Source organism: Phaeobacter sp. NW0010-22, assembly GCF_040365955.1.
In the GTDB taxonomy this organism is placed as follows: Bacteria; Pseudomonadota; Alphaproteobacteria; order Rhodobacterales; family Rhodobacteraceae; genus OMPR01.
On sequence record NZ_BAABWT010000001.1, the window covers coordinates 413,283 to 438,745 of the forward strand.

Here is a 25,463-nt window from a genome sequence, read left to right on the forward strand (position 1 = left end):
CCCCGAAAGGCTTGAGGCATTTCATGCTGCGTGCACTTGATATTCGCGACATGCTCATCATTGATCGGCTGGAACTCACCTTCCAGCCGGGTCTGAACGTGCTGACAGGCGAAACGGGCGCAGGTAAATCCATTTTGCTCGACAGTCTGGGGTTTGTTCTGGGCTGGCGGGGCCGGGCCGAACTGGTTCGAACCGGCGCTGCCCAGGGTGAAGTCGTCGCCGAATTTGACCTGCCCGAGGGGCATCCCGCCCACGACATCCTGTCCGAGGCTGGTTTGCCCGGTGGCGAGGAATTGATCCTGCGACGTGTCAACACTGCCGAGGGCCGCAAAACCGCATGGGTGAATGATCGACGCTGTTCCGGCGAAGTGCTGCGTGCCCTGTCCGAAACCTTGATTGAACTGCACGGCCAACACGATGATCGCGGTTTGCTAAACCCCCGTGGCCACCGCGCCATGCTGGATGAATTTGCGTCCGTCGAGGGGCAGTTGGCCGAGGTGCGTCAGGCGTGGGTTGCCATGGGCAAAGCCCGCAAAACCGTAGACCAGACCAAAGCCGCCCTTGATGCGGTGCGCGCCGAAGAAGAGTTCCTGCGCCACGCCGTGGCCGAGTTGGATCAACTCGACCCGCAGCCCGGCGAAGACGAAGAATTGGATATGCGCCGTCGCACGATGCAGGGCGCTGAAAAGATCCGCGATGATGTGGTCCGCGCCTTTCACCTGCTGGGTGGGGACGGGGCCGAAGGTGCCATGGGCGATGCGCTGCGCTGGCTCGAAGGCGTCTCTGCCGAGGCGGCCGGCCAGCTCGAAGCACCAATTATGGCGCTTGGACGAGCGATGCTAGAACTGGGCGAAGCGCAAGGCGGCGTTGAACACTGCCTGAACGCGTTAGAGTTTAATCCAGCCGAACTTGAGATGGTCGAAGAACGCCTGTTTGCCATTCGCGCCTTGGCCCGCAAATACGATGTGCTGGCGGATGAATTGGGCGGCTTTGCCGAAGGGCTGCGCGTCAAACTGAACGCGCTGGATGCAGGCGATGTGAATTTGGCCGATCAAATGGCGGCCCTATCGGCTGCCGAAGCCCACTATGACACCTGCGCCCAACGCCTGACAGACACCCGGTACCAATCCGCTGGCCAGTTGGATCAGGCCGTGATGGCTGAACTTGCCCCGTTGAAAATGGAACGCGCTGTGTTTGAGACGCAGATCACCCCCGGTGACGCTGGTCCCGAAGGGCGCGATGTTGTGGCCTTTACCGTTGCCACCAACCCCGGCGCTCCGGCAGGGCCGTTGAACAAAATCGCTTCTGGGGGGGAACTCAGCCGCTTTCTCTTGGCGCTCAAGGTCTGTTTGACCGGGGACGACAGCGATCACACCATGATCTTTGACGAAATCGACCGTGGGGTCGGGGGCGCTACGGCGGATGCGGTTGGCCGCAGACTGGCCGCGCTGGCGGATGGCGGGCAGGTGCTGGTCGTGACCCACTCGCCGCAGGTTGCCGCCCAAGGCGCGCACCACTGGCGGGTTCAAAAACAGGTCGAAGACGGCATAACCCTGTCGACGGTGGTGCCCTTGTCCAAAACCGAACGTGTCGATGAAATCGCGCGCATGGTTGCAGGCGATACCATCACTAAAGAGGCCCGCGCCGCCGCCCGGTCGCTGCTCAAGGCGTAAATTTCGGCTCAAACAGCGCACTTCTTAGTGAGTACACGTTCTTTTCCACAAACCCACTTTTTTGTTGGCATGGCCTCGCTTACACAGAATTAAGCGACTTCGAGCTCGAAATGACCCAATCAACACGTTCCGTCCTGTCCCAACAACTTGGCCAAGCCATTGCGGCGTGCAAGGACGGCTGGCGCATATTGCGTCATCGCGGCCCCAGCCAGATCCAATTCTGGTTCATCGCGTTGCTGATTGGCGTTGCTGCGGGCTTTGCCGCGCTGTTCTTTCGGATGGGCATCAACGCGCTGCAATCCACGCTCTATGGCACCGAAGACGTTCAGTTCATCCACAGTTTCGCTGAACAGTTGCCGTGGTATTGGATCCTGATCATTCCCACGCTGGGCGGTCTGCTGGTCGGGGTGATCTTGCACAACTTCACCGATGACGCACGCGTCCGGGCCCCGGCTGACGTGATCGAAGGCGCGGCACTTAACGATGGCCGGGTCGAGGTCAAAGCCGGGATCGCGTCGATGTTTGCCTCGCTGATCACGCTCAGCTCTGGCGGCTCGTCGGGCCGCGAAGGTCCGGTTGTGCATCTGGCCGGTGTGGTGTCCACATGGGTCAGCAATCGCATTCATGCCGATGGCATCACCGGGCGCGATCTGTTGGGGTGTGCAGTCGCCGCCGCCGTCTCCGCCAGCTTCAACGCCCCAATCGCGGGCGCGCTCTTCGCGCTCGAGGTTGTGTTGCGCCACTTTGCCGTGCACGCCTTTGCCCCGATCGTGATCGCTGCCGTGGCCGGGACGGTCATCAACCGCCTGCACCACGGGGATGTCGCCGAATTCTCGCTGGACACGCCGGGATCACTGCAATTCTACGTCGAATTGCCTGCATTCCTGATGCTGGGTCTTGTCTGCGGTGTCATTGCCGTCGTGCTGATGCGCTCCATCTTCTGGGCCGAGGACATCGGCAACCACTTTATGGATCGCTTTTCGCTGCCCCGCTGGCTGCGCCCTGCGATCTCCGGGGTCATGCTGGGCGCCGTCGCAATCTGGTTTCCCCACATCATCGGGGTCGGCTATGAAACCACGGCGCTTGCGCTGAGTGGCGAGATCGCCCTGCACAACGCTATCGTCTTTGCCGTTCTCAAAACCATCGCCGTCGCCATCACCTTTGGCGGGCGCATGGGGGGCGGGGTGTTCTCGCCTGCCTTGATGGTTGGGGCGCTGTCCGGGCTGGCCTTTGGTCTGATTGCCACCAGTGTCCTGCCGGATGTGTCCGGCACCCATGCGCTCTATGCCTACGCCGGAATGGGGGCCGTGGCCGCCGCCGTGCTGGGCGCGCCTATTTCAACCACGCTGATCGTGTTTGAACTGACCGGCGATTGGCAAATCGGGCTTGCGGTCATGGTGTCGGTGTCCATGTCCACCGCGCTTGCTTCACGTCTGGTGGATCGCTCGTTCTTCCTGACACAGCTCGAACGCCGGGGCATCCATCTGGCCGCGGGTCCACAGGCCTATCTCTTGGCGATGTTGCGCGCCTCATCCGTGATGCGGGATCTAAAAGACCCCCGGTGCGCCTCGTTGCAGGATTGCGAAAGCCTCATTGATCAGGGTCTCTGCGTCGAAGCCAATTCCACGCTCGAAGCGGCGATGCCCTATTTCGACCGCGCCGATATTCCCTACATTCCTGTGGTGGTTCATGACGAAGAGGGGGCGATCAAACGGATTGTGGGGGTTCTCTATCACATTGACGCGCTCAAGGCCTATAACCGCGCCCTCGCCGCGACCGCCGCCGAAGAGCACTCGTAACCCCCCCGCTATGTCTGAGTGCCAAAAGAAAAGGCCCCATCGGGGCCTTTTGCAACGTCTCAATAATGTGGGCGTGACTTACAGACGCTCAACCTTGACCGTGTCACCCGTGACAAAGGCAAGGTAGCCCTTGATTTCAGCCACAGCGTCAATCGGGTTTTCATAGCTCCATACCGCGTCTTTGGTGACGGACGACATGTTCACGATTGAAAAATAGGTGGCATCGCCCTTGTGTCGACAATGGCTGGTCTTGTCGGACTGATCCAAAAAGGCCATCGCGATGTCAGCGCGCGGGAAATATACCACCGGTTCAAGATCGCCTTCATGCAGTTCCAGCGCGTTCGAGCTTTCGCCCAAAATTGCGCCGCCTGAACGAACAGCCCATTTGCCATCTGCTTTGTAGATCTTGATGTGATCAGTCATTTAGATTCCTTCCCCAACAATTCGCGTGGGCTGTCTTGTCGCCCCGTCATGTAACACCCCGGTGTCAAATCGGAGCAGTTGCGGCATCCAACCACATGCGTGTGGCGCTGCCGACCCGTGGTCCGATGTGTTCCGCAACCTGACGATGATAGTCATTCAGCCAGCTGCGCTCCGAGAAGGTCAATGTATCTACGACGATGAGCCGGCGGTCAATGGGTGCAAAGGTCAGTGTTTTCCAGTTCAGCATGGCGCGCTCCGGGTCTGCTTCGGCCAAGGCCAGGGCCTCTTGCGCCACAACAAGGTTTTCGATGCGAATCCCAAACGCCCCTTCACGGTAATACCCCGGTTCGTTTGACAAAATCATGCCCGGCTCTATCGGCACATGACTGGTGCGCGCCAACCGTTGCGGACCCTCGTGTACGCTCAGATAGGCACCCACACCATGACCAACCCCGTGGTTGAAATCCTGCCCCGCAGCCCACAGCGGCGCACGCGCGATGCATTCGATATCCCGCCCTGCCAGCCCGACGGGCCACTGCAGCATCGACAGGGAAATCATGCCTTTCAGAACCCGGGTAAAGGCCCGCTTTTCCGCCCCTCCCACGGTGCCAATGGCCACTGTGCGCGTCACATCCGTTGTGCCGTCCAGATATTGGCCGCCACTGTCCAGCACCAACAAATGCCCATCCTGCAAGGTGCTGTCGGTTTCCTCGGTCACGCGGTAATGCATGATTGCGCCATTGGGTCCGGTCCCGGCAATGGTCTCAAAGCTGATGTCCTGCAAGGCATTATCGACCCGACGACAGGCCTCCAGATGCGACACGACCTGTGTCTCACTGATGCTGCCGGGGGGCTGTTGATCCAGCCACGCCAGCACCTCGACCAGCGCCGCCCCATCGCGCAGATGCGCCTCGGCTGAGCCTGCAATCTCGGCGGCGTTCTTGCGCGCTTTGGGCAGGGCACAGGGATCGCCTGCGTCGTCAATTTGCCCGCTCAGCTTGGTTGCGACGATGTCTGGCAGCGTGCCCATATCAACGCGTACACTGCCCTCAAGCGCCTCAACCGCGCCCAAGAACTGATCTGGCGTATGCACACGCACACCTGCGCCCAAATGATCGCCCAACCCCTCTAGTTTCGAAGGGGCCATAAACAAATCAACCTGCCCATCCGCATGCAGGATCGCAAACCCATGCGCCACGGGATTGCGCGGAATATCTGCACCGCGAATGTTCAACAGCCACATGATCGAATCCGGCAGGGTGATCACGGCAGCAGCATGCCCCGCCTTGCGCAGATCCCGACCCAAGCGGGTGCATTTTTCAGCGGCACTTTCCCCTGCGAATTCAAGTGGATGCGCCTTGGCAGGCTCCATCGGTGGCGCAGGTTGATCCGCCCAAATCCGATCCACCAGATTGGCGCAGTCCACCAGCTCAATCCCGGTTCCGTCCAGATCTGCCCGCGCCGCCTTGATCTGCCCTGCGCTGTGCAGCCACGGGTCAAACCCAACGCGCCCACCTTTTGGCAATTGCTTTTTCAACCACGCGGTCAGCGTCACATCCGGCCAAGGCACCGGCGTGTACACATCCGCGACCTGATCCTTGACCTGCGTCCGATACCGCCCATCGATGAACACACCCGCGATATCCCGCAGCGCCACGCAAAACCCAGCCGACCCGGTAAAGCCGGTCAACCAGCTCAGCCGCTCATCATGCGCCGCGACATATTCCCCCTGATGCGCATCCGCGCGCGGGATCAAGAACCCGTCCAAGCCCTCAGCCATCAACTCACCCCGCAGGGCCTCTAACCGAGGGGGGCCCTGTTCCGGGCGTGCGGTCACTTCAAATGTCTGGAACATATGGGCCTCGTCTTTTTCAATGCGATGTGTCGGGCGAAAAGTGGGCGGCAGGCTGGCAAATGTCCAGCCGGATAATCACGCAATCCCAAAAGCAGGGACGACAAAAAAACGGCCCGCAAACATGCGAGCCGTTTCTAAATCTCAACACAGATCCGCAGATCAGCCGACGTTGCGCATCCCCATCACGCGCGCACGGGCGCGCGGGTCACTGTCGAACAAGGCCGCCAACTGCTCGGTCATCGCACCAGCCAGCTGTTCCACATCGGTAATCGTCACCGCGCGGTCATAATAGCGGGTCACGTCGTGGCCGATCCCAATCGCCAACAGCTCTACCTGTTTGCGCTTTTCGACCATGGCGATCACATCACGCAGGTGCTTTTCCAGATAGTTGGCCGGGTTCACCGACAGGGTGGAGTCATCGACCGGCGCGCCATCCGAAATCACCATCAGAATCTTACGCTGCTCTTGGCGCGCAATCATCCGGCGATGCGCCCATTCCAGCGCCTCACCGTCGATGTTTTCCTTCAACAGGCCCTCTTTCATCATCAGGCCCAGATTGGGTCGTACTCGACGCCATGGCGCATCGGCGCGTTTGTAGATGATGTGGCGCAGATCGTTCAGACGGCCCGGCGTTTGTGGGCGGCCATCGTTCAGCCACGCCTCACGCGCCTGTCCACCTTTCCACGCTCGGGTGGTAAAGCCCAAAATCTCGACCTTGACGTTGCACCGTTCCAACGTGCGCGCCAGAACATCGGCACAGATCGCCGCGATCGAAATCGGACGGCCCCGCATCGAACCCGAGTTATCCAGCAGCAGCGTCACAACCGTGTCGCGGAATTCGGTGTCGCGCTCGATCTTGAAACTCAGCGGCGTGGTTGGGTTGGCCACAACCCGCGCCAGACGCCCGGCATCCAGGATACCTTCTTCCTGATCGAATTCCCAAGACCGGTTCTGCTGTGCCTGCAAACGGCGCTGCAATTTGTTGGCCAGACGCGACACCGCGCCCTTCAACGGCTCCAGCTGCTGATCCAGATAGGCCCGCAGCCGCTCCAGTTCCGCAGGTTCCGCCAGATCCTCGGCGGCAATCTCTTCGTCATGCTCGCCCAGATAAACCGCATACTCAGGATCGGCATCAGACACAGGCGCTGGGGCAGGGGGCTCCATCGGGGCCTCACCCTCGGGCATTTCCGTCTCTTCGCCCATCTCCTGATCGGCCATCTCATCCATCGAGACTTGGGCCTGCTGCTGATCCTGCTGCTCTTCCTGCGATTGCTCAGGATTGGCATCCGCGTCCTGATCGTCTTGCTGATCATCCCCGGTGCTGTCGGGATCGGGCTGCTCTTCGGCGTCGTCTTCGGCGTCGTCCTGCTGATCCTCGTCCAGCTCGTCCGGGTCTTCGCCCAACTGATCGCCATAGCCCAGATCATCAATGACCTGACGGGCGAATTTGGCAAACTCAGCCTGATCGTTCAGAATATCCTGCAGGTTTTCCAGCGTGCCGCCGGCCTGCTCTTCGATAAATCCACGCCACAGGTTCATCACGTTATCCGCACCGCGTGGCAGATCCCGCCCGGTGGCCAGATGACGGATCAGATATCCCGCCGCAACGGGCAAGGGCGCCTCAGACGGCTGTTTGACCTGATCATAGCCCCGACGCAGCGCCTCATGGGTGATTTTCACATCAATGTTGCTGGCGGTACCGGGCATATCGCGCGCACCCATCGCCTCACATCGCGCGGTTTCCATCGCTTCGTAGAGATCACGCGCCATGTCACCGGGAGGGGCATAGCGGTTGTGCGTTGCCTCATTGTGGTACTTGCGCTGCAACGCCAAAGCATCGGCCGTGCCGCGCGCCAACAGAACCTCATCGCGGGTCATCCGGCGCGAGACTTGCGGCAGGCGCATGGAATCGCCAGAAACCCCCGAGGGATCAACCGTATAGCTGACGCTCAGCTCGGGATCATTGGCCATAACCTTGGTCGCTTCGGCCAAGGCTTTCTTGAACGGATCGGCGGGGTTGTCGTTGGGCTTTTTCATAAGGACAAATCCTGCGTTTTCAGGGCGTCAGAGGCAAGAAGAAACAGGTGTTCGACATGCACATCGATGGCGTCCACAACTGGGAAACCGGGGCTTTGACCATCAAATGCCAGGCCAAGGTCTGTCCCAGCCAGCACAACAGCGTCCGCTCCCATTTTCTCAATCATTCTGCGCCCTGCGGTAAAAAACAAGCCTCTTGCAGAGTCCGTAGACCGCCCCGCAAGAGCCGTATCGATATAGGCCTGCCCAACTTCGGCAATCTGCCCCTCTGGTATCACGGTCTTGGTTCCGGTCATGCGGCCATACAGATGGCTGCGCATCACCGTTTCAGTTCCAAGGATCCCAATCGTACCTATGCCTTGCGTCACAAAATGATCATCGAGTGCGCCAAAGGCACTGACCAAAGGCAAGGCAGACAAGGCGCGGGTTTCATCTTCGCAAAAACTACCCCCGATTGACGTGATGGCAGCGGCCTTTGCTCCGGCTGCTGCCAATCGGTCAATGAGCTCTGCATAGATTGCAGCCTGATCATCCCGGCAATCGGCCTGCGCATTGTGCGCAAGCGTTTGAATGTCTGCATTCACGATGGTCAGGTCTAGCGGAACACCTGCGTCACGACAGCGACCAACCAGCTTGAGATAATAAGCTGCAGTTGCTGCGGGACCAATTCCGCCTATCAGGCCAATATGCATCACGTCCCCCTTTGAGAGACCTTAGCTGAGGTCAAGTTCACCCCATGCTCGTGCTTGCAGCACTTTCAGGCAGTTCCTGATCGAAACAACGCTGATAGAACTCAGCAACGGTCTGGCGCTCCAGTTCGTCACATTTGTTCAGGAACGACAGACGGAACGCATAGCCCACATCGCGGAAGATCTCGGCGTTTTGCGCCCAGTTGATCACGGTCCGGGGTGACATGACGGTCGACAGATCGCCATTCATGAACGCGGTTCGTGTCAGATCCGCAACCGTCACCATCTGGCCAACGATCTTGCGACCCTCGGCGGTGTTGTAATGGGGTGCCTTGGACAGAACGATCATGGTTTCCGCGTCATGGCTCAGATAGTTCAACGTCGCGACCAGGGACCAACGGTCCATCTGGGCTTGGTTGATCTGCTGGGTGCCGTGGTACAGACCGGTTGTATCGCCCAGACCAACGGTGTTGGCCGTGGCAAACAGACGGAAATTCGGGTTCGGAGTGATGATTTCGTTCTGATCCATCAGGGTCAGCTTGCCGTCATGCTCCAGAACACGCTGGATCACGAACATCACGTCCGCACGACCCGCATCATATTCATCAAACACGATCGCAACAGGGTTGCGCAGCGCCCAAGGTAGGATGCCCTCGTGGAATTCGGTCACCTGAACACCATCGCGCAGTTTGATCGCGTCTTTACCGATCAGGTCGATCCGCGAAATGTGGCTATCAAGGTTCACACGAACCGATGGCCAGTTCAGGCGCGCCGCAACCTGTTCGATGTGGGTCGACTTACCCGTCCCGTGATAGCCCTGCACCATGACACGGCGGTTGTGCGAGAAACCCGCCAAGATCGCCATCGTGGTGTCAGCGTCAAATTTGTACGTATGATCGATCTCAGGCACACGGTCGGAACGTTCCGCGAAACCCTTGATGGTCATATTTGTGTCAATGCCAAACACCTCACGGACCGAGATCTCTTCGGTGGGTTTTGCGTTACTATCGATCGATCCGTCAGCCATGCTTCTCGCCCTTATCCTCTGCCCCAAATGCGGGGTCTGAACCCGCATGTGGTGCAACATCTTTTGTCCAAGAGCAAGGGGAACCGGGCGTTCCAAACCGGCTGTATCGGTAAAAGGGGTCAAACTGGACTTATGAAACCACCTTAGGGGTGAAAAATTCCAGTTTTCGGGGTGATTTCCAACCGGATTTAGCCAGTGATGAGATTTTTTTTATCAGTTTCGGCAATCGTGGTTATAATGATCACATTGAACCGGGCCGTGGCTTTTGCACGATACGACCGGCCCAGATTTCGAACTCAATTTTTGAGGGAGTGAAATAACTGAAATGAAATACTTTAAGCGAACAATGCTCGCCAGCGTGTTAGGGCTGGCCTGCGCTGTGCCAGCTATGGCCCAGGACAAACCGATGAATTACCTGATTATTTGGGGGGATGACGTCGGGCTCTGGAACATCAGCGCCTACAATCAGGGGATGATGGGGTATGAAACCCCCAACATTGACCGTATCGCCAACGATGGGATGCTGTTCACCCACGGTTACGGTGAACAATCCTGTACCGCAGGGCGCGCCTCCTTTGTGACGGGGCAAAGCGGCTTTCGAACTGGCCTGCTAAAGGTGGGTCTGCCCGGCGCCAAAGAGGGGATGTCTGAGAAAGACCCGACCATCGCCGAATACATGAAATCCAAAGGCTACATGACCGGCCAATACGGTAAGAATCACTTGGGCGACCGGGATGAGCATCTACCGACCAATCATGGCTTTGATGAATTCTTTGGCAATCTCTACCACCTGAATGCCGAGGAAGAACCCGAAAGCGTCGACTATCCCAAAGACCCCGAGTTTCGTAAAAACTTTGGTCCGCGCGGCGTGATCAAATCCTCATCTGATGGCACGGTCGAAGACACCGGACCCCTGACGCGCAAGCGGATGGAAACCATTGACGAAGAAGTCACCGCAGGCGCCATCGACTTTATGGGACGTGCGGTCGAACAGGATAAACCCTTCTTTCTGTGGTACAACACCACCCGAATGCACATCAACACACACCTGAAACCCGAAAGTGAAGGCGTGACAGGTCTGGGCATTTACCCCGATGGCATGGTTGAACATGACGGCATGGTGGGCGAAATGCTCGACAAACTCGAAGAGCTGGGCATCGCCGACAATACCGTGGTGATGTATTCCACCGACAACGGAGCCGAGGTGTTCTCGTGGCCCGATGGCGGCACCACGCCGTTCAAAGGGGAAAAGAACGACAATTGGGAAGGCGGCTATCGCGTTCCAATGATGATCAAATGGCCTGGTGTCATCGAACCGGGGCGTAAGTCCAACCAGATCATCAGTCACCTCGATTGGTTCCCAACCTTTATGTCCGCCTCTGGCGATCCTGACATGAAGGAAAAGATGCTCACCGGGTCTCAATTCGGCGAGGGCAACGAAGGTGTCCACCTCGATGGTTATGACTTCATGCCCTACTTCAAAGGCGAAACCGAAAAGGGACCGCGCAAGGAGTTCTTCTATTTCTCCGATGGCGGCGATCTGGTGAACCTGCGGTATGACCGCTGGAAACTGGTCTTTGCCGAACAACGCGCCGAAGGCTTCGACGTCTGGGAAGAACCCTTTATTCCGCTGCGGGTGCCAAAACTGATCGATCTTTACAGCGATCCGTTTGAACGTGCGCAGGAAGAGGCCGCAGCCTACGTCCAATGGCGGTTCGAACGCCTGTACCTGCTGGTTCCGGCACAGGTCTTTGTGGGCAAGTTCCTCGAAACCTTCATCGACTATCCACCACGTCAGGAACCCGCCAGCTTTTCGATTGATCAGGTCCTAACCAACCTGCAACGCAATCAGGGCGGCTGATGCTTTGAACACAGATTGCAAAGCCGCGCTTGTGGCTTTGCAGATCAGCGCGAAAACGCGCAAGTCCACTGAAAAGTGGCGCATTTTAGCCTGAAAATTTGTTCCCGCTGCAACTCCTATAGGGATAAGCTAAAAGCATAAGAAGGGTACCGCCTCTGGCTTGCCCTAAAGAACGATCCTGAAAACGGGAGATTCACGTGAATTCAAAACTAAAACTGGCATCCCTCGCGGCATTGATCGCCATAACTGGTGCCTGCTCAAATAACCCGGCCGCGCAACACGAAGTGGCCTGTGTCGGCGGCGTCTTGACCGGCGCAGTTCTTGGTGGAGCGATCGGTAACCGCTTTGGCGGTGGAACCGGACAAACACTCGCCACAGCGGCTGGCGCTTTTGCAGGGGGCGCTGCGACTGGCACAGCGTTAAATTGCTAATGGGACACACAATGAAGCGCGTTACATATTCTGCTATCGTTGCCTTGGCATTTGCCTCAGGCGCAATAGCTCAAACCATGCCCGGCGAGGCCCTGTTGCTGCTCGACGGGGACGGGGACAGCCAAATCACCCTCAACGAGTTCACCGAACAAATGGATGCTATGTTTGGGGGGATGGACACCAACAAGAACGGTCAGCTTGAAGCCTCAGAGGTCGACAGCTTTCTTGCGCAAGACCTGTTTGATGCCACGGACGCAAATGCCGATGGCCGCATTTCAAAAATCGAGTATGACGCGCAAATCCAAAAAGACTTTGCCAACGCAGACAAGAATTCCAGCGGCGCGCTTGACTGACCAAGACTGGATCAAATCTCGTCCAGCCTGAAACCGAAAAACGAACAAAGGGCACCTTAATCAGGTGCCCTTTCTGACATGACAAATACTGCATCGGCGTCTCACCGCGCGTTCGTGACGCGGGATGACAACAGGCAGAGGGACCACAGGCCCCTCCGAGGTTTCAGACCATTCCCGCAAGCCAGAGATAAAGAGGCAGACCAACGGTAATGTTGAACGGAAAGGTCACGCCCAGAGAGAGCGTCAGGTAAATGCCTGACTCAGCCTGTGGCAGCGCGATTTTCATCGCTGCCGGCACTGCAATGTAAGACGCCGAGGCCGCCAGAACCATCAGCAGAAATAAGCTGCCGGTCTGCAACCCGATCACTGTACCCACCACCAACGCAAGCACCGCGCCAATGATTGGCATCATGATGCCAAAGGCAAACAGCCCTGCGGTCAATAGATGCCGGTTGCGCAACAGGCTGCGCCCCGCCGACAGGCCCATATCCAGCAGAAACAGGCAGAGGATGCCGGTAAACGGGGTCACGACGAAGGGGGCGATCATCTCCATGCCTTTGTCCTGCGTCAGGACGCCGATAACGAAAGCGCCGGTTAAAAGCACGATAGAGCCATTGGCGAACAGCTCTCGGACTGGCACGCTTCCTGTCGAGTCCTCCCGTCCAAAGCGATTTGCGATCCATAACGCAGAAAGGATCGCCGGAACCTCCATCGTTGCGGCCACAGCGACCATGTAGCCATCCGAAGCAATGCCAGTCAGGTCCAGAAGGCTGGAGGCCGCGACAAAGGTCACGATGGAGATGGAGCCGTAATGCCCCGCCACCGCGGCCGCGTTCAGCGCATTCAACTGGGTCATACCGCGCAGCAGGGCGTAGGCGATAAACGGGATCAAAAAGGACAGCACCAGCCCTGCACCAAGGGCGGTAAAGACCTCTGCGCTCAACCCATTTTCCGCCAGACTGTGCCCACCCTTGAACCCTATCGCCAGCAACAGATAGAGCGACATGAACTTCGCGGCACCTTCCGGAATCGAAAGATCACTGCGCACGACCGCAGCCAAAAGGCCAAGGACAAAGAACAAAATTGTCGGCACCATCAGGTTGCCCACAAGGCTTTCAAATATCTGCATGATTTGTGTCTCCGGAACAGGTTTGATGCCTGTTGCCCGAAATTATTCAATAGTTTAAATACAAAAGAATGACACCAAAGATAGCATGAGGCTATGAATGCGCCCGACACTACGTCAGATGGAATACATCGTTACGATCCATCAGTTGGGCAGCTTCGGTCTTGCAGCTGAAACGCTGCACGTCAGCCAACCCAGTCTTTCGAACCAGGTGGCTGCGGTGGAAACCGATCTGAGGGTGCGGCTTTTTGAACGTGGCCGGGCCGGTGCGCGCACGACGGCACGCGGCCTGGAATTTGTCACCCGCGCCCGTCGCATCCTGTCCGAGGTCGAAGCATTGCGGGGTACAATGCTCTCAGACCTGCCTTTTGGGGGCAGACTGCGGTTGGGCGTGCTGCCGTCAATCGGGCCATATCTCCTGCCGCAAGCGATGAAGGCCCTGCATGAATCCGAGCCGAACCTGCGCGTCATTGTGCGTGAGGAAAACACACTAAGCCTCGACGAGGGGATTAGGAACGGGCGTTTCGATGCGATCATCTCGACACCCGAAGATCACCCAAACACATTCCAGCATCAGCTGTTTGTTGAACCGCTCTGGGTCGCGATCGCGCAGGACCATCCGCTGGCGGGGCGCGCGCAAGTCGCGGCAAAAGACCTTGCCGGGCAAAGGCTGCTGACGCTCGACACGGGCCACAGGCTGGCGCGTATTGTCTACGGCATTGCCGGAACGAGCGGGGCCACGGTCTCGGACGATTACGAGGGCACAAGCCTCGACTCCATCGTGCTGATGGCGGCGACCGGCGCAGGTATCGGAATTCTCCCCGACCTCTTTGCGCGACGACAGGGCATCCACCGCACCGAAGTCCGTGTCATGCCACTTACCATGCCGGGTGCGGATCGAACGATCAGCCTCCTCGTTCCAAACGACAGTGCCGAACATTTTTCCGCTGCGCTGGCAACAATCCTGTGCCGCGCCGCCGAAGCGCTCGAACTGGAAGTGAACGTGACCTGAACGAGGGCTGCAACCGACGTGGTGATCGCTGAATAAGGATGCGCCGGCAGGGGCACTTTCGTTAGGGTGTCATCCAAACACGAACACCTGTTCTAGACTGTCCCCTTCACGACACCGGCCCATGCTGCCAATGGGGGGCTGCATCAGATGGGGGCTTGGATCTGGATGAACGCACGCACTGCCAGAAATATGCTGCGATGTTCTTAGGTAACCACAATACAACGCAAAACGGGACGCCTCATCGAAGCATCCCGTTCAAAATTCAAACCTGAGCAGACCGTCACTTAAAGTTGCGGCTTTCTTTAATCTGATCCCAAGCCCAGACCACCTCTTGCAGCTGTTCTTCCTGACTGCGATCCCCACCGTTCATGTCCGGGTGCAGCACTTTGATCAGCTTCTTATACGCCTTGCGCATCTCGGCTTTGGTCCAGTGATCCTTACCTTCCAAAATCTCGACCGCACGGCGCTCGGTGGGCGGCAGACGTTTGCCACCACCACCACCTTTACCGGGGTTGCGCGTCGCGTTGGCACCCAGAACCTGATGCGGGTCTTCGATGCCCAACCGTTCCCATGCGCGCGCTTCAGGATCGCCAATCGGGCGGGTCTTGCGCTCCCAGACCTTGTCCTTGGACTGCTGTGCGTTCAGCTCGGCCTCGGTGGTTCCATCAAAGAAATTCCACTTGAGGTTATATTCGCGCACGTGCTGCTGGCAAAACCACTTGAATTCATCCAGAACGTCCGGCGCTTTGGGCGCACGGAACTTGCCCGGCTCTTCGCAGCCCTCGTGTTCGCACACGCGCTGTGATGTTTCAGACGCTCCCGACATGCCACGACGACCCCTAGGGTTCTTTTTCTTGGCAGTGGAGACGGACATATCAAACCCAAAGGGATCAGATTTCGTCATAACAGGCACCTTATGGATACTACTTCTCGACTCGGAGGAGACAGTCTAATCTATGTGGCAGAAGATAGAAGAGGGCACGGCGAATATATTTCTTCGTCGGCGAAAAAATGAAGGCACCCCCTATGAGCATAACCGACGAAATGCGCGCAAAACTGCAGGCTGCGTTTGATCCCCGTGAATTGGACGTCGTAGACGACAGCGAAAGCCACCGCGGACACGCCGGCCACCGCGAAGGGGGCGAAACACATTTCAACGTGCGCATTCGCTCACACGCCTTTGAGGGCCAATCCCGCGTGCAACGCCACCGTGCCGTTCACAAGGCGCTGGGCGATATTGTGCCCCGCATTCATGCCCTTGCGCTGGATTTAGACACCTAGGACCGGTCGGACTCTTCGCCGTCTTTCTCGATCACGGGCGGCTTGGGGCTCACCTGTTCGGCACGGGTTTTCAGCGCGGCGCTCAGAACTGGCGTGGTCTCGCTTTCGTCCTCTTGCATCGCCTCAACCGCGTCTTTGCTTTGCTCACTGGTCAGCGGCGGATCTTCGACAGGCTGTGAAATCGGGGCGAGGGGGGGCTCAGGCGCGGGCGCCGGTTCGTCATCTTCCTGTGGGGTCGCGTCGTCCTGCACTTCATCTATCGGCACAGAAACCGAATCAAGCGTCCGACGAAACACCAAGACATTGCGCCAATTCACCGTTGTGCCGGTCAGACCAGAGCGTTCATCGCTCGGCAACAATTCAGCCCGCTGATATTCCCAGCCTGACGCGCCCATCTGATTGAGCAGTTGTTCGATGGACAAAGCAAACCGTCCTTCGGGGGTTTTGATACCCTTGGCTTTGGTCCCCTTGGGCGGGGCCGGTAAGACTTTGTATTCATAACGCGGCATTATCGCCCTCCGAACGCACTGTGATGGGCAGGTGTAGCGGATGTGCACGAGGCGTCAAGGTTTCACCACCCCAACGCCCCACCTGAGCGCCGGTATGCCCCCAAATCGCAACATCACAGCGCGGCTGAGGCATCAGTCGATGAAATCGGGCGCGTCTTCAACAAATTCATAGCCACCTGATCGCCCGCCAACGGTCTTGGCCAGAAAATCTTCGCGCAGCCGGGCCTGGCGCAGTTTGTCCCGCCAATGGCGCACGCCATGCCCTGCATTGGGGAAATAATGCACCTGCACATCCTTGCCCGCCATATGTGCGTCGGTTTCGAAATTCCGCACTTGTTGAATCGCAGTGATCTGATCTTTCTGACCGCCCAAAACCAATATTGGCCCGTGGAGCCGCGCAATACGATCTGATGGCGAAAACCTCTGCATCTTGTCTACATCCTCGGGCACATCAATATCCCCGAAATACCGTGTCCAGGTCTCCAGAGAGTTGTTCCAGAACCCGGGGTGATGTTTGGTTTGAAACTCTGCATCCAACATTGGGAACTCAACAATCGCCGCATCAAACAGACCGGGGTCGCGGGTCATTGCCAGCGCGGCAGAATAACCGCCGTAACTCATGCCCATGGCGACCAAGGCATCTGTATCGGCCATCCCCTGATCCACCAGCCATAGGGCCGCGTCAGCAATATCATCCTGCATCGCGCGCCCGAATTCTCGATACCCTTTGGCTTGAAATTCCTTGCCAAATCCGATTGAGCCGCGAAAGTTGACCGACAAAACACCATACCCCCGGTTCACCAGAAACTGGGTGCCATGCCCATAGTCAGGTCCAACCTGACCGGCAGGGCCCCCATGAATGAAAACGATAAACGGGATCGGGCCAGCCACATCCTTGGGCATGGTCAAAACGGCCGGAATCTCCAACCCATCGCGTGCTGTGAACGTCACCACCTCTGGCTGAACCAAATGATCCTTGAACCGGCGAAAGTGATATTCGCCCAGCACTTCATACCTCTTTTCCTGCAGATCAATCAGCAGATAGACAAAGGATTTGCTTTGCGGCGATATCGCTTGGGTGACGTATCGCCCCGAAGCGGTCGTTGCTGTCGCACCCAATGAAACAGGCTGCGGAAATTCAGCCAGAATATCCAAAAACACCTGTCCGCGCTCGGTCAGCGCAACTTTCTCATGGGTATTGGTGCCCATTCGAATGAAGTCAGGCTCCCGAGCATAGGTCAGCGCGGTGGTTCCCCCAACATCCTCATCCGGGTTTTCGATCAGCACAGTTTCTTCTGCCGTTTTTGTGTCAAACGACACCAGCGCCACTTTGTCTCGCCCGCGCGAGGATCGAACCAGAACCGTCCCATCCGCCCGCACGTTGGACACCGGTTGGAAAGTGTCATTGATATGGATGTCGATCAGCTTTTCCCAACCATTCTCCGTGGATCGCACCAACCGGAGGGTGGCCGTATCCAAGCTGTCTATGCGCAAAAGTGGGGTGTCATTTTCATCTAAGAGCCAGCTTTGTGTTTTTGAGGTTCCCTTCGTGATGATTTCGGCTGTGACCCCATCCTGCGAGACATGCCACAAATGCGGGTGTTCGCGGTTGTTCCGTTTCCCCAAAACCAGGGCCGGCAGCGTGTCGTCTGTTGGGTAGCCCTGTTTTATCCACCACCCCGACAGCGATATAGGGCTGGTGCGGGTCCAGTTCTCAGGCTCTGGCGATTTTGGGTCGGCCTCCCATTCGTTGCCTTTGTGGATGAACCGCAACAAATGTTTGGTTGGGTGCCAGCGATATCCCGACAGATCACCCGGGAACTCAGCGATGGTCTTTTTCGTGGCAACCTCTTGCACGGTGATGCTGCGCCCGAAAATGCTGGCCTGCTGAAACGCCACCAACGACCCATCGCTTGATGCGACGTACCCAAAGGCCGAGCGCGGATCTGCGTAAAACGCCCGCGTCGGGATCAGCGGCGGTAGAGCGCTGGCTTTCAAAACGGGGTGAGTGGGGGCCGTATCACGGGTCAGATACAGGCCGGTACCTGCAGCAACCGTGGCAACCGCCGAAAGACCGATTAGTAAATTTTTAAACACTGCAAACCTTCAAATAAAAAAACCAAACACGTTGGGAAACTCTACTATAGCGAGAATTGTTCGCAAGAAGGCTCGGTAAGATAGATCTGGTTTGACGGATCTTTTCAGTGGCGTGTTTCGGGGGGGGAGTGCACGATTTTGGCGCCAAGACCCAAAATCAGTGCCTCACAGCAACGTACGCAACCTTTTGGAAACTGATTTCGTACGAAATCAGGGGGTAATCCTACAAATAGCAATTTTTGGGGTGTTTTTGACGTGCGGAGAGCGGGCCATTTCGTACGAAACGGCCCACATTTCCTACGATTTACTGCGCCAGTTTCTGCGCAACCAGCTGGTTGACGGCCTTTGGATTGGCCTTGCCACCGGTGGCTTTCATCACCTGACCGACGAACCAACCCGCCAGTTTTGGGTTCTCTTTGGCTTTTTCGACCTGCGCCGGATTGGCCGCGATGATCTCATCCAGAGCCGCCTCAATCGCGCCGGTGTCCGTGACCTGCTTCATGCCACGTTTCTCAACGATATCAGCAGGATCGCCGCCTTCGGTATAGACGATTTCAAACAGATCCTTGCCGATTTTGCCCGAGATTGTATCCGCCGAAATCAGCTCAATAATGCCACCCAACTGCGCCGGGGAAACCGGGCTGTCGGTGATATCATGATCCTCTTTTTTCAGACGGCCAAACAGCTCGTTGATAACCCAGTTCGCCGCCAGTTTCCCGTCGCGCCCTTTGGCCACAGCTTCGAAATAATCCGCAGATTCCACGTCAGCGGTCAGCACCGAAGCGTCATAATCGCTCAGCTTGAAGTCGTTGATAAAGCGCGCTTTTTTGGCGTCTGGAAGCTCGGGCAAATTCGCTGCAATATCATCAACCCACGCCTGTTCAATCTCCAGAGGCAGCAGATCAGGATCAGGAAAATAGCGGTAATCGTGCGCTTCTTCCTTGGATCGCATTGACCGCGTTTCACCCTTGTCAGGATCGTACAGGCGGGTCTCCTGATCCACAGTTCCACCGCCTTCAACAATCGCAATCTGACGACGCGCTTCGACGTCGATCGCTTGCTGAATGAACCGCATCGAGTTCATGTTCTTGATCTCGCAACGGGTTCCCAGATGGGAAAAATCGTTTGCTTCCTGATACTTCTCGTACTGACCCGGACGACAGATCGACACGTTCACGTCCGCACGCAAGTTGCCGTTCTGCATGTTGCCATCGCAGGTCCCAAGGTAGCGCAGGATCTGACGGATCTTCGCAATATAGGCCGCCGCTTCTTCAGGACCACGGATATCCGGACGCGAGACGATCTCCATCAAGCACACACCGGTCCGGTTCAGGTCCACGAAAGACATGTTCGGATCCATGTCGTGAATCGACTTACCAGCGTCCTGTTCCATGTGAATACGCTCCACACCCACCAGACGCGCGGTGCCATCGCCCATCTCAACCAACACTTCGCCTTCGCCTACGATGGGATGATAAAGTTGTGATATTTGATAGCCTTGCGGCAAATCTGGGTAAAAATAGTTCTTGCGGTCAAAGGCGGAATTCAGGTTGATTTCAGCCTTCAGACCCAGACCCGTACGAACCGCTTGCTCAACGCAGTATTCGTTGATCACCGGCAGCATGCCGGGCATCGCTGCATCCACAAACGCCACATTGGAATTCGGCTCAGCACCAAATTTCGTGGACGCCCCGGAAAACAGTTTCGCATTCGAGCTGACCTGCGCGTGCACTTCCATACCGATCACCAGTTCCCAATCGTGCTTGGCTCCGGCAATGGTTTTGATTTTTGGCGTTTCGTAGGTCAGGTCCAGCATGGGTCGCCTCTTGTCCTCAGGATATCGCTTCGGGTTCTAGGCGAGGTCGGCAGAGGGGGCAAGAGGGCAATGCGCCCAGAGTCGGGCGATCTTAAGCGGCATAGTTGGCCCGATAGAGGTTAAATTGGGTCCATCTGCGGGCCTTGTGCGGTGAAAGTTATCCGCTGCCCCCGACTTATTTCGTCTCGAAACAGGTTGGAAATTGCATGAAGCGCATCTGCGCGACCACGCGCAGCAAACCTGCTGATTGATGTGACCGGGGCGTTATTGTCAAACCCGTCTGTTGCGTGCGCCCAAATCAGCGGATGAACCTCAGTCAGGTGATCCCGGATCAACCAGTCTGCAGCATCACAAATCTGGCCACGCGCCAGATCGGCTTCTTCGTGCAGACCTTGCCCATTTCGCAAGGCAACCGCACAATAAGAGGCTAGCAAATTGACCATCTCCTGCTGTGGCCGGGCTTGCAGGATATCACGTAGCCCATCGATAAAGAAATCAACGTCAACACGTGCACAGGCTTCTTCGTCGGTCGCAATCGCATCAAAACATACCCAGGTGTAGCCACCGGCCCCCCAGATATCTTGGGTACGGGCGGCGGTCCGGCGGGCCTCCAACTCCAACTCTGCATAGGAGCCGAACCAGCGGGGCAACAGGTGGTTGCCCAAGGCGCGCATATGACGGTGGTTGTGCGGGGCCAGATCGATAAGGTCTTCGTAATCGTCAGCAACGCGGGCCTTAGGATTGCGGCGTCCAGCCAAAAGCGCACATCGGGTGGCGGCTAAAGCGGGGCTATCAAGTTCAATTCCGCAGAACGGTTCCAAAATCTGCTTGGCTCGGTCAAAATGAGCTGCACAGCGTTGTCGGTTCAGCTGCGGCACAATTGTGTCCCAGCCTGTGCCACGCCATGCCCAAGCCACGTCGATATGGGTTTGGGCCATGACCAGCGCAATGGCTGGATCATGGCGATATTCGTTCAGGATTTCTTCGAACCCTAAGATACCATCGGCCATTGGGCCAGTTTCAGTCGAGACACAGTCCGAAAGGGCGTGTTCCATTGCGCTGACAACATCCAATCTCGCCCCAAAGCTTAGCAATTCAGCGATGGGCATGCCGTTGGGAGTTGTTGCGCGCGCTTTGTCGGCAGCACGCAGCTCTGCTGAGAGGTCCTTCCACCGGTCTTGGCGGGCCAAAAACTGGCCCCGGTTCCGGGCATCTGCACAGGCTGCTTCTTCTTGCGTGTGATCCATGATGGGAACACTCAAGTGTTCTTCTGGACGCAGAAACGTTGGGCGCGGGAGCGCTGGGACAGCAGACGTGCGAAACCGCTTTGGCAAAAAAGAGGTCAAAATTGGCAGGTTTCGAAGTGTCAGGCGAGAGCGGTTTAACATCACAAATCCAAGTCAGCGGAACAATTAATACACTGCTGAATGTGATGGCGATTTGAGGCACAATCATGGCCCTGTTGAGGTGTTTCGCTGCACCTTTTGTGGAAACCTCGGGCCAAACGCCTGAATGGTGAACAATGGGCTAAAAAAGAGCGAAATGATGCCGGGTGACACGCAGGTCCCGGTTCTGAAATTCTGTCTCTAGTCTGCGGTGGGGGGGCAGGGCCTCGTAAGGCAGGCGCACTTTCTCTCCGGAGTTTAGAACCGCAGTCACCCGCACAGACATATCCATGCGAGTGTCAAACCGCATGTGATCAATTTTATCGAGGTCGAGATCTGCCGACCGCTTGCCGGTAAACCACTCTAGCTTGTGTTCTGTTATGGACAGCCCGGCGCTTGTGTCAGCGTAAAGGTCCCACAGGGCGGGCAGCGTGAACAGGCCCAGTACCGCCATCAACCACCACGCTGCATCAATCAGGATCACGGCTCCGATCAACGCCGCATAGATGCAGATCAGGATTGTGACCGTTCTGGGATTGCGATTGTGGCGAGTGAAATGAAACGAGTCGCTCATCTGCCGCCCGAGACATCCAAAGTCGTGCCGGTAACATAAGATGCCTGATCTGACAGTAGGTAGAGCACAGCCTCGGCTACCTCAATTGGGGTTCCAGTGCGTTGCATCGGGACGTTTGGAGCCAGACGCTCTGCGCGTCCCGGTTGGCCGCCCTTGGCGTGGATTTCGGTTTTGATCAGGCCGGGACGCACTGCATTCACCCGAATGTTCTGGGTTGCGACTTCGTCTGCTAGACCTTTGGTAAACGCATCTATCGCGGCTTTGCTGGCGGCATAATCGACATATTGATTGGCAGAACCAAGCCGCGCTGCGACAGAGGATATATTGACGACTGCCCCCCCTTGGCCGTGGGCCAACATACGCCGCACTGTTTCTTTGGCGACCAGCATTGCCCCAATTACGTTGATATCGAACATTCGCCGCAAACGTTCATGCGTGAAATCTGTCACCGGCACTGCAACATCCACAATACCGGCATTGTTCACCAACGCATCAAGTCTGGGGAAATGCGCATCAATTCGGGCAAAGATTTGAGCAATCCCTTCAGGAGACGCAACATCACCCTGACACAGCACAACCTGCGCCCCGGCGTCTTTGGCGGCTTGGGCCGTCGCTTTGGCGCCGTCATGATCACTCAGGTAGTTCAGGGCGATGTCATAGCCGTTCTCAGCAGCCAGTCGGGCTGTGGCCGCGCCGATACCCGCGCTGGCCCCCGTCACAAGGAGGGTTTTACGCATGCTCTCATGCCTCCCGGATGCGAGTGATCATTTCAGTTGTGTCGCGTGACAGGTCAGGTGTCGCTGCGATCCGATCCAACTGTATCTTGATCAGAGCCTGACGATCCGCGTCATACCGTTTCCAAGTTTGGAAGGCGGAACACATGCGAGCCGTTGTTTGGGGATTCAGGGGGTCGAGTTTGATCAGCCAGTCGGCCAAAAGGGAATAGGCGTCACCACTGATGTGATGGAAACCTGCATGGTTCATCGCTAGGGCGCCCATGACAGCACGGAACCGGTTCGGGTTCTTCATATCAAACAGCGGGTGCTGGGTCAGCGTGGCTGCGATTGCGGCCGTCTTTTCAGGCGTTGCAAAGGCGACCTGCGCGGCAAACCATTTATCCATGACCAAACGGTCGTCTTTCCATTGGTCAAAGAACGCCTGATTTTGCTCGGCGCCTTTATCAATAGAAAGCAAGCAGACAAGCGCAGCATATTGCAGGGTCATGTTATCGGCGCTGGCGAATTGTTGGGCGGCTTGATCGCCACCGTCCAAGCGGGACAACAGAGCCAACATGCGGAAGTTTAGCATGCGATTGCTCGCCCCAACCGCATCTGGCTGATAGGGGCCCTCGACAGTGGTTGCCGCATAAAGCCGGGGCAGACTGTCGGCCAAGGTTTGGGCCAGCGTTTGAGCCATAGTTTCTGACGCATCATAGATCGCTTGCGGGTCGGGGGCGTGTTCGTTTTCAAAAAGGGTCTGCGCAAGGTCTGAAGCGCTTGGTGGCTGTAAGACCAACGCGCGGAAACCGGGATCTAGATCGTCATCGCGCACCAATTTTTGCAAAGCATCCAGGTAATCCGCGTCGGGTGCGGCCCCCTTGGTGATCATGTTCAGCCGTGCGTCTTTGGCTAAGGCGTTGCCCGCCTCCCAGCGATTAAAGGGATCGGTATCATGTGCCAATAGGAACGCGCGCTCTGCGTTTGTGCTGTCACGCTCCAGGATCACCGGGGCCGAGAACTCGCGCAGAATGGAGGGCGTGGGTCGGCTGGATAATCCGTCAAAGGAAAAGCTCTGACTTGCTTCGGTCAGTTCCAGCATTTCGGTTTTGCGGACTTCGTCACCGTTTGAGCCAAGCAAGCCCACGGCAATTGGGATGACCCGCGGGTCCTTGTGTGGCTGGCCGGGGGTGGCTGGTGTGCTCTGGGTAAAGGTCAAAGTATATGTGCCATCGGTCCAGTCTTCGGTCACATTCACGCGGGGGGTGCCAGCTTGGCTGTACCAGCGTTTGAATTGCGTCAGATCGCGGCCTGTGGTGTCTTCAAAGACCTTGAGCCAGTCCTCGATCGTACAGGCCTGACCGTCATGGCGGGCAAAATACAGATCTACGGCTTCGGCGTAAGCCGCATCGCCCACCAACCGTTTGAGCATGCCGATAACCTCGGCGCCTTTTTCATAAACCGTGGCAGTGTAAAAGTTATTGATCTCCTGAAAGCTTTCAGGACGCACGGGGTGTGAGAGCGGGCCATTGTCTTCGGCAAACTGGCGTCCACGCAGGTCAATCACATCCCGGATACGCTTGACCGGGGCTGAACGGAGGTCAGAGGTGAATTGACTGTCACGGAAAACTGTCAGCCCTTCCTTCAAACACAGTTGAAACCAGTCCCGGCAGGTGATGCGATTGCCGGTCCAATTATGGAAATACTCGTGGGCGATGATGGCTTCGATCCGCTCGAAATTGTCATCCGTGGATGTTTCGGGGGATGCAAGAACACAGGATGAGTTAAAGACGTTCAGACCCTTGTTCTCCATCGCACCCATGTTGAAATCGTCTACTGCGACGATGTTGAACACGTCCAGATCGTATTCTCGGCCATAGACCTGTTCATCCCAGATCATCGATTTTTTCAGCGCTTCCATGCCAAAGGCGCATTTCCCTTCGTCGCCGGGGCGGACATAGAGATTGAGATCGACATGTTTGCCCGACACGGTTGTGAAGGTGCTGGAATGGGCCAGCAGTTCGCCCGCGACCAGTGCAAAAAGATAGGCGGGTTTGGGCCACGGATCGTGCCATTCAGCCCAGTGCGGGCCGGCATCCACGGGGTTCCCGTTCGATAGCAAAACGGGATGGGGGCCATTGATGCGCACGGTAAAGACGGACATCACATCAGGGCGGTCGGGGTAAAAGGTGATCTTGCGGAACCCTTCGGCCTCGCACTGGGTGCAGTACATGCCGTTCGACATGTACAGCCCCTCGAGTGCGGTGTTGTTGGCCGGGTCAATTTCAACCACGGTTTCCCACGTGAAGGGCGCGTTGGGGACATCACAGCTTAATCCCTGTTCCGTCACTGTTGGGGATATGGCAATCCCGTCAATCTTGGCGCTGATGAGCTTGAGCTGTTCGCCATGTAGGAAAAACGACCGATCGGTGGCCTCGGGGTTTGGTGTGAAAGCAATCTGGGATGTGACGCGTGTTGAATGCGGTTCTAGGTCAAATGTCAGATGGACGCTGTCCACGACATAACCGAATGGGGTGTAATCCTTGAGGTAGATCGTGGTGGGGGCAGCGTCGCGCATGGGGGCCTCTGAAACTGATGGAGTGTTGCGGGGACGTTAGGGGACCAGTGCAGGGCCTGCAAGCACGTGCAGGGCGCGGGCCAGTGCGCATTACCCAGATTTTCTTGAAACAGTCATTTGTGAAATTGGTAAATTCGTTTTACCAAAAAGTTGCCTATCGGAAACTTTTGTTCTATTCAACTTCGGGAAACCAGAATAGCACGGATCAGAGGGAGAGATTT

21 protein-coding genes are annotated in these 25,463 nt (G+C 57.0%); 7 read left to right on the forward strand and 14 right to left on the reverse strand.

Annotated elements, in window-relative coordinates; genetic code table 11:
• Positions 1-23 precede the first annotated feature (23 nt).
• Together recN and ABWV33_RS01815 are read left to right on the forward strand one after the other, a co-directional pair.
• Positions 24-1,673, forward strand: a complete 1,650-nt coding sequence (gene recN, locus ABWV33_RS01810; RefSeq protein WP_353328882.1) for a DNA repair protein RecN — start codon at positions 24-26, stop codon at positions 1,671-1,673.
• Between the two features lie 110 nt (positions 1,674-1,783).
• Positions 1,784-3,472, forward strand: coding sequence for a chloride channel protein (locus ABWV33_RS01815; protein WP_353328884.1), 1,689 nt, complete (start codon positions 1,784-1,786; stop codon positions 3,470-3,472).
• Between the two features lie 78 nt (positions 3,473-3,550).
• Here the strand turns inward: ABWV33_RS01815 and ABWV33_RS01820 are convergent, their stop codons facing one another.
• The 5 genes from ABWV33_RS01820 to cobS form a co-directional block, all read right to left on the reverse strand.
• The gene (locus ABWV33_RS01820) at positions 3,551-3,895 is read right to left on the reverse strand and encodes a DUF427 domain-containing protein (RefSeq protein WP_121999110.1); all 345 of its coding nucleotides are present in this window, start codon (positions 3,893-3,895) and stop codon (positions 3,551-3,553) included.
• A 64-nt stretch (positions 3,896-3,959) separates the two neighbouring features.
• The gene (locus ABWV33_RS01825) at positions 3,960-5,750 is read right to left on the reverse strand and encodes an aminopeptidase P family protein (RefSeq protein WP_353328886.1); all 1,791 of its coding nucleotides are present in this window, start codon (positions 5,748-5,750) and stop codon (positions 3,960-3,962) included.
• Between the two features lie 159 nt (positions 5,751-5,909).
• Positions 5,910-7,787, reverse strand: coding sequence for a cobaltochelatase subunit CobT (gene cobT, locus ABWV33_RS01830; protein ID WP_353328888.1), 1,878 nt, complete (start codon positions 7,785-7,787; stop codon positions 5,910-5,912).
• Positions 7,784-8,479 (reverse strand): aspartate/glutamate racemase family protein, encoded by a 696-nt coding sequence (locus tag ABWV33_RS01835; RefSeq protein ID WP_353328890.1) that lies wholly within the window; start codon positions 8,477-8,479, stop codon positions 7,784-7,786. The genes cobT and ABWV33_RS01835 overlap by 4 nt, the downstream gene beginning before the upstream one ends.
• 37 nt (positions 8,480-8,516) lie before the next feature.
• Entirely contained in the window at positions 8,517-9,503 is a 987-nt protein-coding gene (gene cobS, locus ABWV33_RS01840; RefSeq protein ID WP_113824865.1) for a cobaltochelatase subunit CobS, read from the reverse strand.
• A 406-nt stretch (positions 9,504-9,909) separates the two neighbouring features.
• Between cobS and ABWV33_RS01845 the strand changes: the two genes are divergently transcribed.
• From ABWV33_RS01845 to ABWV33_RS01855, 3 genes are all read left to right on the forward strand, one after another.
• Positions 9,910-11,364, forward strand: a complete 1,455-nt coding sequence (locus ABWV33_RS01845; protein ID WP_353328893.1) for an arylsulfatase — start codon at positions 9,910-9,912, stop codon at positions 11,362-11,364.
• A 197-nt stretch (positions 11,365-11,561) separates the two neighbouring features.
• On the forward strand, positions 11,562-11,795 hold the full coding sequence (locus ABWV33_RS01850) for a hypothetical protein (RefSeq protein WP_113824867.1): 234 nt from the start codon (positions 11,562-11,564) through the stop codon (positions 11,793-11,795).
• A gap of 11 nt (positions 11,796-11,806) precedes the next feature.
• On the forward strand, positions 11,807-12,148 hold the full coding sequence (locus ABWV33_RS01855; RefSeq protein ID WP_353328895.1) for an EF-hand domain-containing protein: 342 nt from the start codon (positions 11,807-11,809) through the stop codon (positions 12,146-12,148).
• 163 nt (positions 12,149-12,311) lie between these two features.
• Here the strand turns inward: ABWV33_RS01855 and ABWV33_RS01860 are convergent, their stop codons facing one another.
• Complete coding sequence (locus ABWV33_RS01860; RefSeq protein ID WP_502930891.1) at positions 12,312-13,277, reverse strand: sodium-dependent bicarbonate transport family permease; 966 nt, start codon at positions 13,275-13,277, stop codon at positions 12,312-12,314.
• Between the two features lie 97 nt (positions 13,278-13,374).
• Here ABWV33_RS01860 and ABWV33_RS01865 point away from each other — a divergent pair, with 97 nt between their 5' ends.
• Positions 13,375-14,286, forward strand: coding sequence for a hydrogen peroxide-inducible genes activator (locus ABWV33_RS01865; RefSeq protein WP_353328897.1), 912 nt, complete (start codon positions 13,375-13,377; stop codon positions 14,284-14,286).
• Positions 14,287-14,566: 280 nt separating this feature from the next.
• On the opposite strand, the gene ABWV33_RS01870 is transcribed toward ABWV33_RS01865, so the two are convergent.
• On the reverse strand, positions 14,567-15,190 hold the full coding sequence (locus ABWV33_RS01870; RefSeq protein WP_164620811.1) for a J domain-containing protein: 624 nt from the start codon (positions 15,188-15,190) through the stop codon (positions 14,567-14,569).
• 122 nt (positions 15,191-15,312) lie between these two features.
• Here ABWV33_RS01870 and ABWV33_RS01875 point away from each other — a divergent pair, with 122 nt between their 5' ends.
• Complete coding sequence (locus ABWV33_RS01875) at positions 15,313-15,567, forward strand: BolA family protein (protein WP_353328899.1); 255 nt, start codon at positions 15,313-15,315, stop codon at positions 15,565-15,567.
• Here the strand turns inward: ABWV33_RS01875 and ABWV33_RS01880 are convergent.
• The 7 genes from ABWV33_RS01880 to pepN form a co-directional block, all read right to left on the reverse strand.
• Positions 15,564-16,076 (reverse strand): DUF4177 domain-containing protein, encoded by a 513-nt coding sequence (locus tag ABWV33_RS01880; protein WP_113824873.1) that lies wholly within the window; start codon positions 16,074-16,076, stop codon positions 15,564-15,566. The two genes, ABWV33_RS01875 and ABWV33_RS01880, sit on opposite strands and share 4 nt — an antisense overlap.
• Positions 16,077-16,208: 132 nt before the next feature.
• On the reverse strand, positions 16,209-18,173 hold the full coding sequence (locus ABWV33_RS01885) for an alpha/beta hydrolase family protein (protein ID WP_353328901.1): 1,965 nt from the start codon (positions 18,171-18,173) through the stop codon (positions 16,209-16,211).
• 304 nt (positions 18,174-18,477) lie between these two features.
• Entirely contained in the window at positions 18,478-19,989 is a 1,512-nt protein-coding gene (gatB, locus tag ABWV33_RS01890) for an Asp-tRNA(Asn)/Glu-tRNA(Gln) amidotransferase subunit GatB (protein ID WP_353328903.1), read from the reverse strand.
• Positions 19,990-20,108: 119 nt separating this feature from the next.
• Positions 20,109-21,251: a hypothetical protein gene (locus ABWV33_RS01895; RefSeq protein WP_147232891.1), complete on the reverse strand. Its 1,143-nt coding sequence runs from the start codon at positions 21,249-21,251 to the stop codon at positions 20,109-20,111.
• 265 nt (positions 21,252-21,516) lie between these two features.
• On the reverse strand, positions 21,517-21,948 hold the full coding sequence (locus ABWV33_RS01900; RefSeq protein ID WP_353328905.1) for a hypothetical protein: 432 nt from the start codon (positions 21,946-21,948) through the stop codon (positions 21,517-21,519).
• On the reverse strand, positions 21,945-22,685 hold the full coding sequence (locus tag ABWV33_RS01905) for an SDR family oxidoreductase (RefSeq protein WP_353328907.1): 741 nt from the start codon (positions 22,683-22,685) through the stop codon (positions 21,945-21,947). Before ABWV33_RS01905 ends, ABWV33_RS01900 begins: the two co-directional genes overlap by 4 nt.
• A gap of 4 nt (positions 22,686-22,689) precedes the next feature.
• The gene (pepN, locus tag ABWV33_RS01910; RefSeq protein ID WP_353328909.1) at positions 22,690-25,242 is read right to left on the reverse strand and encodes an aminopeptidase N; all 2,553 of its coding nucleotides are present in this window, start codon (positions 25,240-25,242) and stop codon (positions 22,690-22,692) included.
• Positions 25,243-25,463: the final 221 nt, after the last annotated feature.